Below are 14,619 nucleotides of genomic sequence, written 5' to 3' on the forward strand. Positions count from 1 at the left end.
CGCGTCCACCCCGCCGTCCACCCGGAAACCATGCTGATTCGTACAGTGCCCCACATGTCGGGGTCAGGAGGCAAGATGGCGCCGGTTAGTCACATCACGGGTCGCAGAGGCGGCCGCGTGGCCCTCGCCGCCGCGGGCGCGGTCGTCGCCCTCGGCTTGTCCGGCTGCTCCATCGACCTCAGCCACCTGCGCCCCGGGGGCGGCGGCGAGGAGGAGCCCAGTCCGACGGCCGCCGAGCCGGTGGCCGCGGCGCCGCTGATGGAGCAGGCCCTGGCCGACCTGGCCGCCTACCCGGCGCTCACCGCCACCGGGCAGGTGGCCGAGAGCGTCGGCTCCGCCGACGTGCGCGACGCCTCGCTGACCGTCGCCGACAGCGGCACGGCCAGCGGCACCGTCCGCGCCAACGGGATCGAGGCCGAGCTGATCAGCGCGGACGGCAGGATGTTCCTGCGCGCCGCGGAGGACTTCTGGCTCGACCAGGGCGTCTTCAGCCCCGACTTCGACGACTTCGACGGGAACTGGGTGCGGGCCTCCTCGGCCCAGGCCGGGTTCAATCCGAGCGCCTCCCTGGCCCCGCCGGAGCTCTCCGCCATCCTGGGCGGCATCGAGCTGGACTCGGAGGAGGCCGTCGAGGAGAACCTGGACGGCACGCTCACCTACCGGATCGACCTGGCGGGCGAGCGCAACCAGGTCTGGATCAACGCCGAGACCAGCCAGATCCAGCGCATCGCCATCGAGGAGCTCGTCCCCGAGGAGGCCGAGACCGGTCCCCAGGTCCGCCTGGACCTGGCCGAGGCCGAGACCGCCGCCGTCGAGGAGCTCTACGACGGCGTCACCACCGCCACCGAGGAGGAGCTGACCTCCTCCCGGGACGCCCGCATCGAGGTCGGCTGGGAGGGCAGCCCCTCCATGACGTGCGAGGACGGCCCCAACTGCACCTGGACCGGGACCGTGCGCGACGCGGGCGGCGACGGCAGCGGCGAGGTGGCCGTGAGCATGGACGTCACCTTCAGCAACGCCGACATCGGCGAGCAGAACTGCGAGGACAGCGGCACCCTGGAGGCGGGCGGCACGCTGGAGCTCTCGTGCAGCGCCGACTACAACATCGTCAGCTCCGTCCAGCAGACCTACCCCATCGACGGTGAGGCCCAGCTGTCCACGCGCGGCCTGACCGGCGGCCAGCAGGAGGAGATGCTGGCGGCCCTCGCCGAGCAGCGCGAGGCCACCCTGTCGGGTGGGGCCTCCCCCTCCGAGGAGGCGTCGGAGACGGCCGAGGAAGAGGGCAACTAGAGGTACCCGCGGGGCGCTGATTCGAGCGCACGGCGGCCGAGGGCGGGGACGGTGTCCCCGCCCTCGGCCCTGTTCCGGCCCCGCCCGCCTCGTGATACTGCGAGGTGATCCCGGCCCGGTAGGCTGGGAGACCAACTCCGAGACGAAGGACTGGCCACACTCGTGTTCGAGACGCTTTCCGACCGGCTGACATCGGTCTTCTCCTCGCTGCGCGGTAAAGGGCGCCTGTCCGAGGAGGACATCAACGCGACCGCGCGGGAGATCCGTCTCGCGCTGCTGGAGGCGGACGTCGCGCTGCCGGTGGTCCGCGAGTTCATCGCGCGGATCAAGGAGCGCGCCCGGGGCGAGGAGGTCTCCAAGGCCCTCAACCCGGCCCAGCAGGTCATCAAGATCGTCAACGAGGAACTGGTCGGGATCCTCGGCGGCGAGACCCGGCAGATCCGCTTCGCCAAGAACCCGCCGACCGTGATCATGCTCGCGGGCCTCCAGGGCGCCGGTAAGACCACCCTGGCGGGCAAGCTCGCCCGGTGGCTGGCCGCCGACCGCAACACGCCGCTGCTGGTCGCCGCCGACCTCCAGCGCCCCAACGCCGTCACGCAGCTCCAGGTGGTCGGTGAGCGCGCCGGGACCCCCGTGTTCGCGCCCGAGCCCGGCAACGGCGTCGGCGACCCCGTCCAGGTCGCCCGCGAGTCCGTCGAGCACGCCCGCCGCAACAACCACAACGTGGTGATCATCGACACCGCTGGCCGTCTCGGCGTGGACAGCGAGATGATGCGGCAGGCCGCGGACATCCGCGACGCGGTCAACCCGGACGAGATCCTCTTCGTCGTCGACGCGATGATCGGCCAGGACGCGGTCAACACCGCGCAGGCCTTCCTCGACGGGGTCGGCTACGACGCGGTCGCGCTCACCAAGCTCGACGGCGACGCGCGCGGCGGCGCGGCCCTGTCCATCCGCCACATCACCGGCCGTCCCATCATGTTCGCGTCCACCGGCGAGAAGCTGGAGGACTTCGACCTCTTCCACCCGGACCGGATGGCCTCGCGCATCCTGGACATGGGTGACGTCCTCACCCTCATCGAACAGGCCCAGCGCACGTTCGACGAGGCCGAGGTCGAGAAGATGGCCTCGACCATGGCGTCGGACGAGGACTTCACGCTCGACGACTTCCTCCAGCAGATGCAGATGGTCCGCAAGCTCGGCCCGATCGGCAACCTGCTCGGCATGATGCCCGGCATGGGCCAGATGCGCGAGCAGATCGACAGCATCGACGACAAGGACCTGGACCGCATCCAGGCCGTCATCCAGTCGATGACCCCGGGCGAGCGCGCCAACCCCAAGATGATCAACGGCTCGCGCCGCCTGCGCATCGCCAACGGTTCGGGCACCCAGGTCAGCGATGTCAACGGCCTGGTCACCCGCTTCTTCGAGGCGCAGAAGATGATGCGCAAGATGAAGAGCGGCGGCGGCATGCCGGGTATGCCCGGGATGCCGGGCATGGGCGGCGCCAACCGCAAGAAGGCCAAGGCCCAGGCCAAGAAGGCCAAGAAGGGCAAGCAGCGCAGCGGCAACCCGATGAAGGCCCGTCAGCAGGAGGCCGACCGCGCGGCCGAGCGCCAGCGCCGCCAGGAGGAGGGCGGCCAGCAGCCGCCGCAGCTGCCCCCGGGCCTGGGGGGCGGCGGCCAGCCCACGCTCCCGCCCGGCTTCGGCGGTCCCAACATGCCCGACCTGTCCAACTTCAAGCTGCCCAAGAAGTAGGCGCGGCCGGTACCGGCCCTCGCGCCCGTCGGCCGAGGGACCGAGCGCTACCATGCGTGTGGCGCAGCCGACCGCACCGCGGACGCGGGCGGGCCCAGGGCCCGGGCCGCGTGCCCGTCTCCTCGGAGACGGGCGGTTGGCGCCGCCCGGGAGACCGGGCGGGGCGGCCCGTCCACGTTCCGGGGACGGGCCGTCTCCGTGTCCGCCACCGATCCGTGCGCGGGTGTCGCCGGTGTCGTGTCCGGGGAACACGTCCGCGTCTGGCACAATGAGTAGTCGACTAACGGTGCCGGGCCAGCCCTCTAACTAGCCCGCCACCCACGTCTGTCCCGTCGGGTGCCGCAACCCCACGTGGTTTCGCCGCCGGGCGCCTTACACCGTTAATCGGGAGAAGACCACTCCAGTGGCTGTCAAACTGAAGCTCAAGCGTATGGGCAAGATCCGTACGCCCCAGTACCGCATCATCGTCGCCGACGCCCGCACCAAGCGGGACGGCAAGGCGATCGAGGAGATCGGCAAGTACCACCCCAAGGAGCACCCGAGCCTCATCGAGGTCGACTCCGAGCGGGTCCAGTACTGGCTGTCCGTGGGCGCCCAGCCCTCCGACGCGGTCAAGGTCCTCCTGCGCAAGAGCGGTGACTGGCAGAAGTTCAAGGGCCTGCCCGCCCCGGCTCCGCTCCAGGTCGCCGAGGCCAAGGACCCCGAGGCCAAGGAAGCCGCCTTCCAGGCCGCTCTGAAGGAGCTCGTGCTCCCCGGCGCCGAGGGCAAGGGCAAGGGCCGCAAGTCCGAGAAGAAGGCGGACAAGGCGGACAAGCCCGCCGAGACCGCTGAGACCACCGAGACTGAGAAGTCCGAGGGCGAGGCCTGACGTGCTGGAAGAGGCGCTTGAGCACCTCGTGAAGGGGATCGTTGCGAACTCCGACGACGTCCAGGTGAGAGCCAAGAGGCTCCGCAAGGGCAAAGTCCTGGAGGTCCGGGTCCATCCCGACGACCTCGGCAAGGTGATCGGCCGCAACGGCCGCACCGCCAAGTCCCTGCGGACCGTCATCGGCGCCCTGGCCGGGGGCCGCTACGTCCGCGTGGACCTGCTGGACCTGCACGAAGTGCGCTGACGCGCCTCTCGGGGCGCCGACCGCCAGCGGTCGGCGCCCCGCACCCGTGCCCGGGACTCCGGAGCCCGTGCCCACCGCACGCGCCCGGTCCCGGGCACAGTTTTCTCACCCCCCGAGGGGCGGAAGGAAGAATCCCCATGCGACTCGTTGTCGGCCGGATCGGCCGCGCGCACGGAGTCCGCGGCGACGTCGCCGTGGACGTGCGCACGGACGACCCCGCAGCCCGGTTCGCCGACGGCTCCGTGCTGGACACCGACCCGGCCGGGGCCGGTCCGCTCACCGTCGTCTCCACGCGCCGCCACAGCGGCCGCCTGCTCGTGCGCTTCGAGGGCGTGGCCGACCGAGACGCCGCCGAGGGGCTGCGCGGCACCGCCCTGCTCGTGGACTCCGAGGACATCCCGCCGCTGGACGACCCGGACGAGTTCCACGACCACGAACTCATCGGCCTGGCCGCGGTGACCACCGGCGCGGAGCCGGTCGGCACGGTCGCGGACGTGCTCCACCACGCGCAGGACCTCCTGGTGGTGACCACCCCGGACGGCGCGGAGGTGTTCGTGCCCTTCGTGGCGGCCCTGGTCCCCGAGGTGGACGTGGCCGGCGGCCGGATCGTCATCGACCCGCCGCCCGGCCTGCTCGACCTCGCCGACTGAAGGGGCGCGCCGTGCGCATCGACATCATCAGCATCTTCCCCGAGTACTTCGGCCCCCTGGACCTGTCCCTGATCGGCAGGGCCCGCGTGTCCGGGCTGCTCGACGTGCGCGTGCACGACCTGCGCACCTGGACCCACGACCGCCACAACACCGTGGACGACACCCCCTACGGCGGCGGCCCCGGCATGGTCATGAAGCCCGAGCCGTGGGGCGAGGCGCTGGACGAGGTCGTGGGGGAGGGCCCCGCGCGGCTGATCCTGCCCACTCCCAGCGGCCGCCCCTTCCGGCAGGCCGACGCCGAGCGCCTGGCCAAGGAGGAGCGGCTGGTCTTCGGCTGCGGCCGCTACGAGGGCATCGACTCGCGGGTCGCGGCTGACGCCGCGGAGCGGATGCCCGTCGAGGAGGTCAGCATCGGCGACTACGTGCTCAACGGCGGCGAGTCCGCGACGCTGGTGATGGTCGAGGCGATCACCCGGCTGCTGCCGGGCGTCCTCGGCAACACCGAGTCCGCGGTGCAGGACTCCTTCGCCTCCGGCGGTATGGAGAACCTCGTGGAGGGGGCGGTCTACACCAAGCCCGCCACCTGGCGCGGCCGGGAGGTGCCGCCGGTGCTGCTGTCGGGCAACCACGGCGCCGTGGACCGCTGGCGCCGCGACCAGGCCCTGCGCAAGACCGCGCGCAACCGCCCCGACCTGGCGGAGGCCCTGCCCGAGGAGGCGCTGGACCGGCGCGACCGGGAGGTCCTGGCCGAGGAGGCCGTTCGAGACGCCACCTGAGATGTGGCAAACTGGGTGGGTTCCCCTCGGTGACCGGCGGCATCCGCATGCCGGCGGTACGACGTCGGCCTCTGTGACGGTCACCCGGGCGGTTCGACAGTACAGACCCATTCGGGCCCTCGCCCGCGTACCCCCTCCCCCGCAGGGGAGCAGGACGCGGAGCGCTATCGATGAGGATTCGCGAGATGCACACCGCCATTCAGGAGCTGGAGAAGGCCCAGCTTCGTTCCGACGTCCCGGAGTTCCGTCCGGGTGACACCCTCAACGTCCACGTCCGTGTGACCGAGGGCAACCGTACCCGTGTCCAGGTCTTCAAGGGCGTCGTCATCCGCCGCCAGGGCTCGGGCAACCGCGAGACCTTCACCATCCGCAAGGTGAGCTACGGCGTGGGTGTGGAGCGCACCTTCCCGATCCACACCCCGGCCATCGAGAAGTACGAGGTCGCCGCCCGCGGCCGCGTGCGTCGCGCCAAGCTGTACTACCTGCGCGACCTGCGCGGCAAGGCCGCCCGCATCCGCGAGCGCCGCTAGTCCGCGACCGGGTGTTCCGGGGCTTCCTCCCGGCGTTTTTCCGTGTCGAATCTCTCCGCTCCCGCCAGGGAGGCAGGATAGGCTTCGGCTCGATGAGCAAAGACGAGAAGGACCTCGGCTCGGACGGGGTCCAGGACGAGGAATCCGCCCAGCCCGGTCCGGAGGAGCACGACTCCGCCACTGGCTCCCGAGCTCACGAGAGCTCGGGAGCCAGTGCTGTCTCCGGTGCCGACGGCGAGGAGTCGGAGGAGGGGGCGGACGACGAGATGAGCAAGTCCCAGAGCGCCGAGAAGAAGGGGTCGTTCTGGAAGGAACTCCCCGTCCTGATCGTGATCGCCGTGGTCCTGGCGTTCGTGATCAGAACCTGGCTGGTGCAGGCCTTCTACATTCCCTCCACCTCGATGGAGAACACACTCCTCGTCGGTGACCGGGTACTCGTCAACAAGGTCGTCTACGAGCTCCGCGACATCGAGCGCGGCGAGGTGGTCGTCTTCGACGGCAACGGGTCCTGGGACGATCCGAACACCGTGTCGGTCCCGGAGCCCACCAACCCGGTCTCGGCCGCGTTCACGTGGGTGCAGCAGCAGTTGGGCGCGGCGCCCACGGGCAAGGAGTACATCAAGCGGGTCATCGGCCTGCCCGGTGACACCGTGGAGTGCTGCGACGAGCAGAACCGCGTCCTGGTCAACGGCGTCCCCCTCGAAGAGGAGGCCTACCTGTACCCGGGCAGCGTGGCCACGCACACCGAGTTCGGCCCGATCGAGGTGCCCGAGGGACACCTGTGGCTGATGGGGGACCACCGGGCGATCTCCTCCGACTCGCGGCTCAACCAGAACAACCCCGGCGGCGGCGCGGTCCCGATCGACCACGTCGTGGGGCGGGCCTTCGTGATCATCTGGCCGGTCGGGCAGATCGGCCCGCTCAGCGTCCCGGAGTCCTTCGAGGAGCTCAACGCCGCGGACGAGTGACGCACCGCGCGGGCGGTCCGGCGAGAAAATCCGCACGGCGGAGTACACGGGGCCCTTCCGTGACGCATGATGGAGGCTGGACGGTATCGGCGTCCCCCGACGCGCGGGGCCGCCGTCGACCGGGAACATCCCGGCCGTCGGCGGTGTCCGGGTGGGAGGGGACCGGCACACCACGACCGGAGAGTGCGACGAAAGCGAGCGCGTGGATGAGTTCTGAGGACCTGGAGAAGTACGAGGCCGAGATGGAGCTCCAGCTCTATCGCGAGTACCGCGACGTCGTCGGTCTGTTCAGCTACGTGGTGGAGACCGAGCGGCGGTTCTACCTCACCAACCACGTCGACCTCCAGCCGCGTTCGACCGAGAACGGGGAGATGTACTTCGAGGTCGTGATGGAGGACGCCTGGGTCTGGGACATGTACCGTCCGGCGAGGTTCGTCCGCAACGTCCGCGTGGTGACGTTCAAGGACGTCAACGTTGAGGAGATCACCAAGGCCGACCTGGAGATGCCGCCCGCCGAGGGGGGCGAGCAGAGCTGATCCGGCCGCCGGGCGGCCGGGCAGACCCCCGGGTTCCGGCCCCCGGGTTCCGGCCCCCGGGTTCCGGCCTCCTCCGGGACGGGTCCCCCCGGACGCCGCCGGGGTTTTCCACAGGAGGGAACAGGCCCTGGCGCCGTGAACGGCGATCACCGACCGTGGTTACGGGAGGTGGTCGACCTTGGAACGGTGGGCCGAGTACCGAAGGACGCTGGGCGGCCGTGGCGAGGACCTCGCCGTGGCCTTCCTCCGACGCGCCGGGATGCGGGTGGTCGCCCGCAACTGGCGCATCCCCGACGGGGAGATCGACATCGTGGCCCGGGACGGCCCCGTCCTGGTCGTCGCGGAGGTCAAGACCCGTACCTCTGTCCGGCACGGGCACCCGGTGGAGGCCATCACCCCCGACAAGCGGCGCCGCCTGCGCCGCCTCGGACACGCCTGGGCGGTCCGGCACCGGGTGCCCGCCCACCCCCTGCGCGTGGACGGCGTCTGCGTCCTGATCAGCGGCGGGCGCGTGTTCGTCTCCCATGAGCGGGGGATGGCATGATGACGCTCGCCCGTACCCGCTGCATCGCCCTGCTGGGCGTCCAGGGGCACATCGTCGAGGTCGAGGTGCACCTGGGCGGCGGCGACTTCGGGGTGACCCTGGTGGGGCTGCCCGACGCCGCGCTCCGCGAGGCCAGGGACCGCATCCGCGCCGCCGTCGTCAACAGCGGCGAGGAGTGGCCCAGCGGCCAGATCGTCATCAGCCTGTCCCCGGCCAGCCTGCCCAAGTCCGGGAGCCTGTTCGACCTGGCCATCGCCGCCGCCGTCCTGGCCGCGGCGGGCTCGGTGCCGGTGGAGCGGCTGGAGGACAGCGTCCTCATCGCCGAACTGGGGCTGGACGGCCGGGCGCGGCCGGTGCTGGGAGTCCTCCCGGCGGTCGTGTCGGCCGCCGCGCAGGGTTACCGCAGGTTCGTCGTCGCGCGGGGGAACGCCGCCGAGGCCCGGTTGGTGCCCGGTGCCGAGGTGACGGCGGTGGACAGCCTGGTGGACCTGTGCCAGTGGCTGCGCGGGGAGTACTTCCCCGAGGCGCACGAGGAGGAGGCCGCGCCCCGTCCCCGGGAGCCGCGCGGCCAGGGACCCGACCTGTCCGACGTCCTGGGCCAGCCGGTGGCCCGCCGCGCGGTCGAGATCGCCGCGGCCGGAGGCCACAACCTCATGATGCTGGGGCCTCCCGGCACCGGCAAGAGCCTGCTCGCCGAACGCCTGCCCACCGTGCTGCCCCCGCTCAGCCCCGCCGAGGCGCTGGAGGCCACCGCGATCCACTCCGTGGCGGGCATGCTGCCGCCCGGCGCGCCCCTGGTCACCGCGCCTCCCTTCGCGGCGCCGCACCACACCTCCACCCGGGCCTCGATCATCGGCGGCGGCAGCGGCTACCCCACGCCCGGCTGGGTGTCCAAGGCCCACCGCGGCGTGCTCTTCGTCGACGAGGCCCCGCAGTTCGGGCGCGGGGTGCTGGACTCCCTGCGCGAACCCCTGGAGCGCGGCGAGGTGGTCCTGGCCCGCGCCTCCTCGACGGTGACCTTCCCGGCCCGCTTCCAGCTGGTGATGGCCGCCAACCCCTGCCCCTGCGCCAAGCCCGGCGCCCTGTGCACCTGCCCCGCCGGTGAGCGGCGCCGCTACTTCTCCCGCCTGTCCGGGCCCCTGCTGGACCGGATCGACCTCAAGGTGGAGCTGGAACCGGTGTCGAGGGCCGAGCTGCTCGCCGACCGCGTCTTCGCCGAGTCCTCCGAGGTGGTGGCCGCCCGGGTGGAGAAGGCCCGCGGCCGCGCCGCCGAAAGGCTGGCGCACACGCCCTGGACCACCAACGCGGCCATCCCCGGGGCGCAGCTGCGCCGGGAGTTCCCGGTGGAGTCGGCCGCGCTGCGGGTGCTGGGCAGAGCGATGGACCTCGGACAGATCAGCGCCCGGGGGGTGGACCGCGCCCTGCGGGTCGCCTGGACCCTGGCCGACCTCGCCGACCGGGACCGCCCCGGCGAGGAGGAGGCGGCCTACGCCTTCGCGCTCTGGGCGGGGCGCGCGTGGTGAGCACGGACACGACGGAGGGGAGCGGGGGAACGGTGCGGGACGCGGAGGACGAGGCGGACGCGCGGGCGCGGGCCTGCCTGACGGCGGTGGCCCTGCCGGGGGACCTGTGGCTGGGGGCGATGCTCGCCGAGCACGGCGCGGAACGGGTGTGGGCGCTGCTGGTGGCGGGGGCGCACCCGCCCACGGTGCCCGTCGGAGCAGGGGAGGACGGCCCGGGGCCGGAGGCGCAGACCCTGCTGGAGCGCAGGTGGGCACGGTGGGGCGCCGCGGCACGGGCGGTGGATGCCGACGGACTGCTCGGCGACTCGGCGGCGTCCGGCATCCGCTTCGTGGCGCCGCGGGATCCCGAGTGGCCCGGCCGCCTCGACGAACTGGACCTGCCCGGCGGGCGGCGCTCGCACGGACTGTGGGTGCGCGGCGCGGGGGACCTGCGTCACCTGTGCCTGCGCTCGGTGGCTGTAGTGGGTGCGCGCTCGGCCACGCCCTACGGGGAGCACGTGGCGGCGGAGATGGCCTACGAGCTGGCCGAGCGCGCGGTCGTGGTGGTCTCCGGCGGGGCCTACGGGATCGACGGGGCCGCGCACCGGGCGGCCCAGGCCCACGGCGGCACGGTCGTGGTGCTGGCCTGCGGGCTGGACGTGGACTACCCGCGCGGGCACGCGGGCCTGTTCGCCGACGTGGCCCGCACCGGGGTGCTGGTGAGCGAGCGGCCGGTGGGCGCCACCCCGCGCGCACCGGACTTCCTGGTCCGCAACCGGCTGATCGCCGCGCTCACCCCGGGCACGGTGGTGGTGGAGGCCGGACGGCGCAGCGGGGCGCTCAACACCGCTTCGCACGCCGCCGAGCTCAACCGGGTGCTGATGGCGGTCCCCGGCCCGGTCACCTCGGCGATGTCGGTGGGCTGCCACCTGCTGCTCCGCGACTGGAACGCGGGTTGCGTCACCTGCGCGGACGACGTCGTCGCCCAGGTGAGCGCGCTGGGGGAGCTGCCGCCGGAGACCGGGCCGCTGCGGGTGTCGGCCGAGCTCGACCAGGACAGCGCCCGGGTCCTGGCGGCGGTGACCCGGTCCGGCGCCGGACCTGCGGTGATCGCCGTGGCCAGCGGGACCCGTCTGGAGAGGACCCTGCGCTCCCTGGGGATGCTGGCCGCGGCCGGGCTGGTGGAGCGCTGCCCCGCGGGCTGGCGGCTGCCGCAGTGAGTGGGCGGAGGCGGTCGGGGCCGGTGACCGGTTCACAGGGTTCTCCGTCGGGCCGCAGCGGTCAGCGGTCGGTGCCGCCGGACAGCTGCCCGGTCGAGGCCGTGGGGCGCCGTGGACGGTCGCGGTCGGTGGCCCGCTCACAGCGTCCGCCGACGGTCCGCAGAGGTCGGGGGTCGCCGGACAGATACCGGGCTGAGGCGGTGAAGCGTCGCGGCCTGCCCGGTCCGGTGGGGCCGGGCTCCACCTCACGACGTCGTTGACGGTCGCGGCCTGCACGGTCCGGCGCGGACGCGTCCCACTCGCCGCGTACGCTCCGTGGCCCGCGCACGCCCGTCCGGCTCTCCGGCGCGCGAGGAGAAGCCGGTACGCGGTCCCGGCCGGGGCGGCACGCGGACCGGCGTGCGGCGACGGTAACGCACCCCGCGGGACGGGTACGGTGACGCCATGACCAAACCCTACAGTGACGCCCTGGTGGCGGACGGGCCGCTGCTGTTCGTCTCCGGACAGACCCCCGAGGGGCCCGGGGGAGAGGTCGCCGGGGACGTCGGGGGGCAGACGCGCCAGATCTTCCGCAACCTGGAGGCCGTCCTGTCCCGCCACGGCGCGGACCTGGGCCACCTGGTCAAGCTCACCTATTACCTGCGCCACATCTCCGACCTGGAGGAGTTCCGCTCGGCCCTGGTCGAGTGCCTGCCCGACGGACACCTGCCCGCCGCTTCCCTGGTGGAGGTGAGCGGCCTGGTCGACCCCACCTACCTCGTGGAGGTCGAGGGGGTCGCCTGCCTGCCCTCCGGGAGGTAGGCGTGCTGGAGCGCTTCGCCGCGCACCTGTCGGGCGAGCTGGGGCGCTCGCCCCACACCGTGCGCGGCTACCTGGCCGACCTGCGCTCCCTCCTCGCGTACTTGGAGGAGCGGGGGCGGGACGTGCGGGACCTGGACGTGGACCTGGTACGCGGGTGGCTGTCCCGTGCCCGCGACGCGGGCGTCGGCCGCGCCTCCGTGGCCCGCCGCGTGGCCGCGGTCCGCGCGTTCACCCGGTTCCTGCACCGCGAGGGCGTGCTGGCGGCGGACCCCGGCCCGCGCCTGGCCAGCCCGGCGCAGCAGCGCTCCCTGCCCACGGTGCTCGACGAGCGCCAGGCCGCCGCGGCGCTCGCGGGGGAGACCGAGCAGACCCCGACCGGCCTGCGCCGCCGCGCGGTGGTGGAGACGCTCTACGCCACCGGTGTGCGCGTCGCCGAGCTGTGCGCCCTGGACCTCGCCGACGTGGACCGCGAACGCGACACCGTGCGGGTCCTGGGCAAGGGGGCCAAGGAGCGCACGGTCCCCGTGGGCGGTCCGGCCCTGGACGCCCTCGACGCCTGGCTGTCCGGCGGACGCCCGGAGATGGCGGGCGCCGCCAGCGGCTCCGCGCTGTTCCTGGGGGCGCGGGGCGGCCGCCTGGGCGTCCGCCAGGCCCGCGAGGACGTGCACGCCCACCTGCGCGCCGTCGGCGCGGACAGCGCGCCGCACGGTCTGCGGCACAGCGCGGCCACCCACCTGCTCAACGGCGGCGCCGACCTGCGCAGCGTGCAGGAATTCCTGGGCCACGCCAGCCCGCGCAGCACGCAGATCTACACCCACGTGTCCGTGGAGCGCCTGCGCGACACCTACCGCCGGGCCCACCCCCGCGCCTGACCGCTCCCCGCGCCGCCTCGGGCTCGCCCCGGCGCGCCCGGCCTGCGTACCGTGCGTCCGTGTCCCCCCGCCGGATGCGCGGCCGAAGCGGTGTGGGGTCACGTGTCCGGTCGGCGTACCGTGTGCCCGCGTCCCTCTCCGCGGCGGTGGTCGGGCGGGCGCGGACGCGACACCGCGCGCACGGGGCGGCCCGGCGCCCGGGAGCCGTCCGCTCCAAGGCCGGTGCGGCTCCGGCGGGGCCGTCCGCTCCCGTGCGGCGACGCGGTCGGCGGGACCGGCAGCAGGCGGAACCGCCCCAGGCCGAGCAGGGAGAGCGGGTCGAGGTAGGCGTCGCCGCGGAGCAGGCCCCAGTGCAGGCAGGGCCGGTCCGGGCAGTGCGGCGGCGCGGCGGCGAGCGTGCCCAGGACGTCCCCGGCGGCGACCGGGTCGCCGCGGGCCAGGTCGGACTCCACCGGCAGATAGGTGGTGCGCAGGTCGCCGTGCGCCACGCTCACCAGCGGTGCGCCCGCCACCCGGCCCGCGAAGTGCACCCGCCCGGCCCCGGCCGCGCGGACCTCCCGGCCGGGCTCCGCGGCCAGGTCCACGCCCAGGTGCCCGGGCAGCCAGCGCTGTTCGGGCGGGTCGAAGGGGCGCAGCACCTCGACCGGCGGGTCCACCGGCCAGCGCCAGTCGGCCTCGGCGGGGTGGTGCGGGGACAGGAGCGAGAGCGCCAGGGACAGGGTCAGGAGCAGCGAGGGGGCCATACCTCCAGGGTCCGGGCGCGGGGGCCGCGACGCCAGGGGGAGTCGGCGCCTGTGGACGGCCCCGCCGCGGAAGGGGCGCGACGCGGCGCAGGTCCCGACGTATTCCCGATGGAGGATAGAATCATCTGTGGCCCGTCGGGCCGATCACAATACGCACGTCCACGAGCCTCCTCAGCGAGGGGCCGCACCCGCGGTCCGTGCCGCCTCCGGGCGGTGCGGCGGTACGGCCGGGGCGTCAGGAACAACCGAGGGCGGGGTCCCTCCCCGCCACCTCAAGGAGGACCAGGTCATGGCCACAGTCGTGACGATCCGCCAGCTCCTGGAGAGCGGCGTCCACTTCGGGCACCAGACCCGTCGCTGGAACCCCAAGATGAAGCGCTTCATCTTCACCGAGCGCAACGGCATCTACATCATCGACCTCCAGAAGTCGCTGGCCTACATCGACCGCGCCTACGAGTTCGTCAAGCAGACGGTCGCCCACGGCGGCACCGTCCTGTTCGTCGGCACCAAGAAGCAGGCGCAGGAGGCCATCGACGAGCAGGCCCGCCGCGTCGGCATGCCCTACGTCAACCAGCGCTGGCTGGGCGGCATGCTCACCAACTTCTCCACCGTGCACAAGCGGCTCCAGCGCCTCAAGGAGCTGGAGGAGATCGACTTCGACGACGTCGCCGGCTCCTCGCTCACCAAGAAGGAGCTCCTCAACCTTCGCCGTGAGAAGGAGAAGCTGGAGCGCACCCTCGGCGGTATCCGCGACATGTCCCGCGTGCCCAGCGCGGTCTGGATCGTGGACACCAAGAAGGAGCACATCGCGATCAGCGAGGCTCGCAAGCTGAACATCCCGGTGGTGGCCATCCTGGACACCAACTGCGACCCGGACGAGGTCGACTACCCGATCCCGGGTAACGACGACGCCATCCGCAGCGTCAGCCTGCTCACCCGCGTGGTCGCCGACGCCGTCGCCGACGGTCTCATGGCCCGCTCCGGCGCCTCCGAGGCCTCCGGCGAGCGCAAGTCCGCCGAGGAGCCCCTGGCCGAGTGGGAGCGCGAGCTCCTGGAGGGCAAGGCCGACTCGGCCGAGGCCCCCGCCGAGCAGGCTCCCGTCGAGGCCGCCGAGACCGCCGCCGAGCAGGCTCCGGCCGAGACCGCCGCCGTCGCCCCGGCCGACGAGGTCGCCGCCGAGGCCCCGGCCGAGGCCACCTCCGAGGACTCCCCGGTCGACGCGCCCGCGAAGGCCCCCGACGCCGAGTAGTCCCGTGCCCCCGAGCACCGTCGCCGCCCCGCCGCTCCCGGCGGGGCGGCCGCTCGGTGCCCGGGACC

The 14,619-nt window shown here is 73.3% G+C and carries 16 protein-coding genes; 15 read left to right on the forward strand and 1 reads right to left on the reverse strand.

Annotation, left to right across the window (positions count from 1 at the left end):
• Window positions 1-75: 75 nt before the first annotated feature.
• The 14 genes from PV789_RS05065 (at window position 76) to PV789_RS05130 (ending at window position 12,559) form a co-directional block, all read left to right on the forward strand.
• Window positions 76-1,290 carry a LolA-like protein gene (locus PV789_RS05065; RefSeq protein ID WP_274976354.1) on the forward strand — a complete coding sequence of 405 codons (1,215 nt, stop codon included), beginning with the start codon at window positions 76-78 and terminating at the stop codon, window positions 1,288-1,290.
• A 162-nt stretch (window positions 1,291-1,452) separates the two neighbouring features.
• Window positions 1,453-3,048, forward strand: a complete 1,596-nt coding sequence (gene ffh, locus PV789_RS05070) for a signal recognition particle protein (RefSeq protein ID WP_274976355.1) — start codon at window positions 1,453-1,455, stop codon at window positions 3,046-3,048.
• A 403-nt stretch (window positions 3,049-3,451) separates the two neighbouring features.
• Window positions 3,452-3,916 (forward strand): 30S ribosomal protein S16, encoded by a 465-nt coding sequence (rpsP, locus tag PV789_RS05075; RefSeq protein WP_013151281.1) that lies wholly within the window; start codon window positions 3,452-3,454, stop codon window positions 3,914-3,916.
• A 1-nt stretch (window position 3,917) separates the two neighbouring features.
• Window positions 3,918-4,160, forward strand: coding sequence for an RNA-binding protein (locus PV789_RS05080; RefSeq protein WP_013151282.1), 243 nt, complete (start codon window positions 3,918-3,920; stop codon window positions 4,158-4,160).
• Window positions 4,161-4,297: 137 nt separating this feature from the next.
• Complete coding sequence (rimM, locus tag PV789_RS05085) at window positions 4,298-4,810, forward strand: ribosome maturation factor RimM (RefSeq protein WP_212641390.1); 513 nt, start codon at window positions 4,298-4,300, stop codon at window positions 4,808-4,810.
• Window positions 4,811-4,821: 11 nt separating this feature from the next.
• A complete protein-coding gene (gene trmD / locus PV789_RS05090) occupies window positions 4,822-5,586 on the forward strand; it encodes a tRNA (guanosine(37)-N1)-methyltransferase TrmD (protein ID WP_274976356.1) in 765 nt (254 codons plus the stop codon).
• Window positions 5,587-5,771: 185 nt separating this feature from the next.
• Window positions 5,772-6,116, forward strand: coding sequence for a 50S ribosomal protein L19 (rplS, locus tag PV789_RS05095; RefSeq protein WP_019608682.1), 345 nt, complete (start codon window positions 5,772-5,774; stop codon window positions 6,114-6,116).
• A 92-nt stretch (window positions 6,117-6,208) separates the two neighbouring features.
• Window positions 6,209-7,084 carry a signal peptidase I gene (gene lepB / locus PV789_RS05100; RefSeq protein WP_274976357.1) on the forward strand — a complete coding sequence of 292 codons (876 nt, stop codon included), beginning with the start codon at window positions 6,209-6,211 and terminating at the stop codon, window positions 7,082-7,084.
• A 206-nt stretch (window positions 7,085-7,290) separates the two neighbouring features.
• Complete coding sequence (locus tag PV789_RS05105) at window positions 7,291-7,620, forward strand: DUF2469 domain-containing protein (protein WP_274976358.1); 330 nt, start codon at window positions 7,291-7,293, stop codon at window positions 7,618-7,620.
• Between the two features lie 178 nt (window positions 7,621-7,798).
• Complete coding sequence (locus PV789_RS05110; RefSeq protein ID WP_274976359.1) at window positions 7,799-8,164, forward strand: YraN family protein; 366 nt, start codon at window positions 7,799-7,801, stop codon at window positions 8,162-8,164.
• Entirely contained in the window at window positions 8,164-9,687 is a 1,524-nt protein-coding gene (locus PV789_RS05115) for a YifB family Mg chelatase-like AAA ATPase (RefSeq protein ID WP_274976360.1), read from the forward strand. Before PV789_RS05110 ends, PV789_RS05115 begins: the two co-directional genes overlap by 1 nt.
• Window positions 9,684-10,886: a DNA-processing protein DprA gene (locus PV789_RS05120; protein WP_498048826.1), complete on the forward strand. Its 1,203-nt coding sequence runs from the start codon at window positions 9,684-9,686 to the stop codon at window positions 10,884-10,886. Before PV789_RS05115 ends, PV789_RS05120 begins: the two co-directional genes overlap by 4 nt.
• A gap of 444 nt (window positions 10,887-11,330) precedes the next feature.
• Window positions 11,331-11,687: a RidA family protein gene (locus tag PV789_RS05125; RefSeq protein ID WP_274976361.1), complete on the forward strand. Its 357-nt coding sequence runs from the start codon at window positions 11,331-11,333 to the stop codon at window positions 11,685-11,687.
• A gap of 2 nt (window positions 11,688-11,689) precedes the next feature.
• Window positions 11,690-12,559, forward strand: a complete 870-nt coding sequence (locus tag PV789_RS05130) for a tyrosine recombinase XerC (protein ID WP_274976362.1) — start codon at window positions 11,690-11,692, stop codon at window positions 12,557-12,559.
• A 98-nt stretch (window positions 12,560-12,657) separates the two neighbouring features.
• Here PV789_RS05130 and PV789_RS05135 read toward each other — a convergent pair whose 3' ends face one another.
• Window positions 12,658-13,302: a M23 family metallopeptidase gene (locus PV789_RS05135; protein WP_274976363.1), complete on the reverse strand. Its 645-nt coding sequence runs from the start codon at window positions 13,300-13,302 to the stop codon at window positions 12,658-12,660.
• Window positions 13,303-13,591: 289 nt separating this feature from the next.
• Here PV789_RS05135 and rpsB point away from each other — a divergent pair, with 289 nt between their 5' ends.
• Complete coding sequence (rpsB, locus tag PV789_RS05140; protein WP_274976364.1) at window positions 13,592-14,551, forward strand: 30S ribosomal protein S2; 960 nt, start codon at window positions 13,592-13,594, stop codon at window positions 14,549-14,551.
• The last annotated feature ends 68 nt before the right edge of the window (window positions 14,552-14,619 follow it).

The sequence above is a fragment of the Nocardiopsis camelliae genome, from assembly GCF_028993595.1.
In the GTDB taxonomy this organism is placed as follows: domain Bacteria; phylum Actinomycetota; class Actinomycetes; order Streptosporangiales; family Streptosporangiaceae; genus Nocardiopsis; species Nocardiopsis dassonvillei.

Bases quoted from the DNA above. Each gene is read 5' to 3' on its own strand.
- PV789_RS05065 (WP_274976354.1), top strand. From the start codon at position 76: ATGGCGCCGGTTAGTCACATCACGGGTCGCAGAGGCGGCCGCGTGGCC.
- rimM (WP_212641390.1), top strand. From the start codon at position 4,298: ATGCGACTCGTTGTCGGCCGGATCGGCCGCGCGCACGGAGTCCGCGGC.
- rplS (WP_019608682.1), top strand. From the start codon at position 5,772: ATGCACACCGCCATTCAGGAGCTGGAGAAGGCCCAGCTTCGTTCCGAC.
- lepB (WP_274976357.1), top strand. From the start codon at position 6,209: ATGAGCAAAGACGAGAAGGACCTCGGCTCGGACGGGGTCCAGGACGAG.
- PV789_RS05105 (WP_274976358.1), top strand. From the start codon at position 7,291: ATGAGTTCTGAGGACCTGGAGAAGTACGAGGCCGAGATGGAGCTCCAG.
- PV789_RS05115 (WP_274976360.1), top strand. From the start codon at position 8,164: ATGACGCTCGCCCGTACCCGCTGCATCGCCCTGCTGGGCGTCCAGGGG.
- PV789_RS05125 (WP_274976361.1), top strand. From the start codon at position 11,331: ATGACCAAACCCTACAGTGACGCCCTGGTGGCGGACGGGCCGCTGCTG.
- PV789_RS05135 (WP_274976363.1), bottom strand. From the start codon at position 13,302: ATGGCCCCCTCGCTGCTCCTGACCCTGTCCCTGGCGCTCTCGCTCCTG.
- rpsB (WP_274976364.1), top strand. From the start codon at position 13,592: ATGGCCACAGTCGTGACGATCCGCCAGCTCCTGGAGAGCGGCGTCCAC.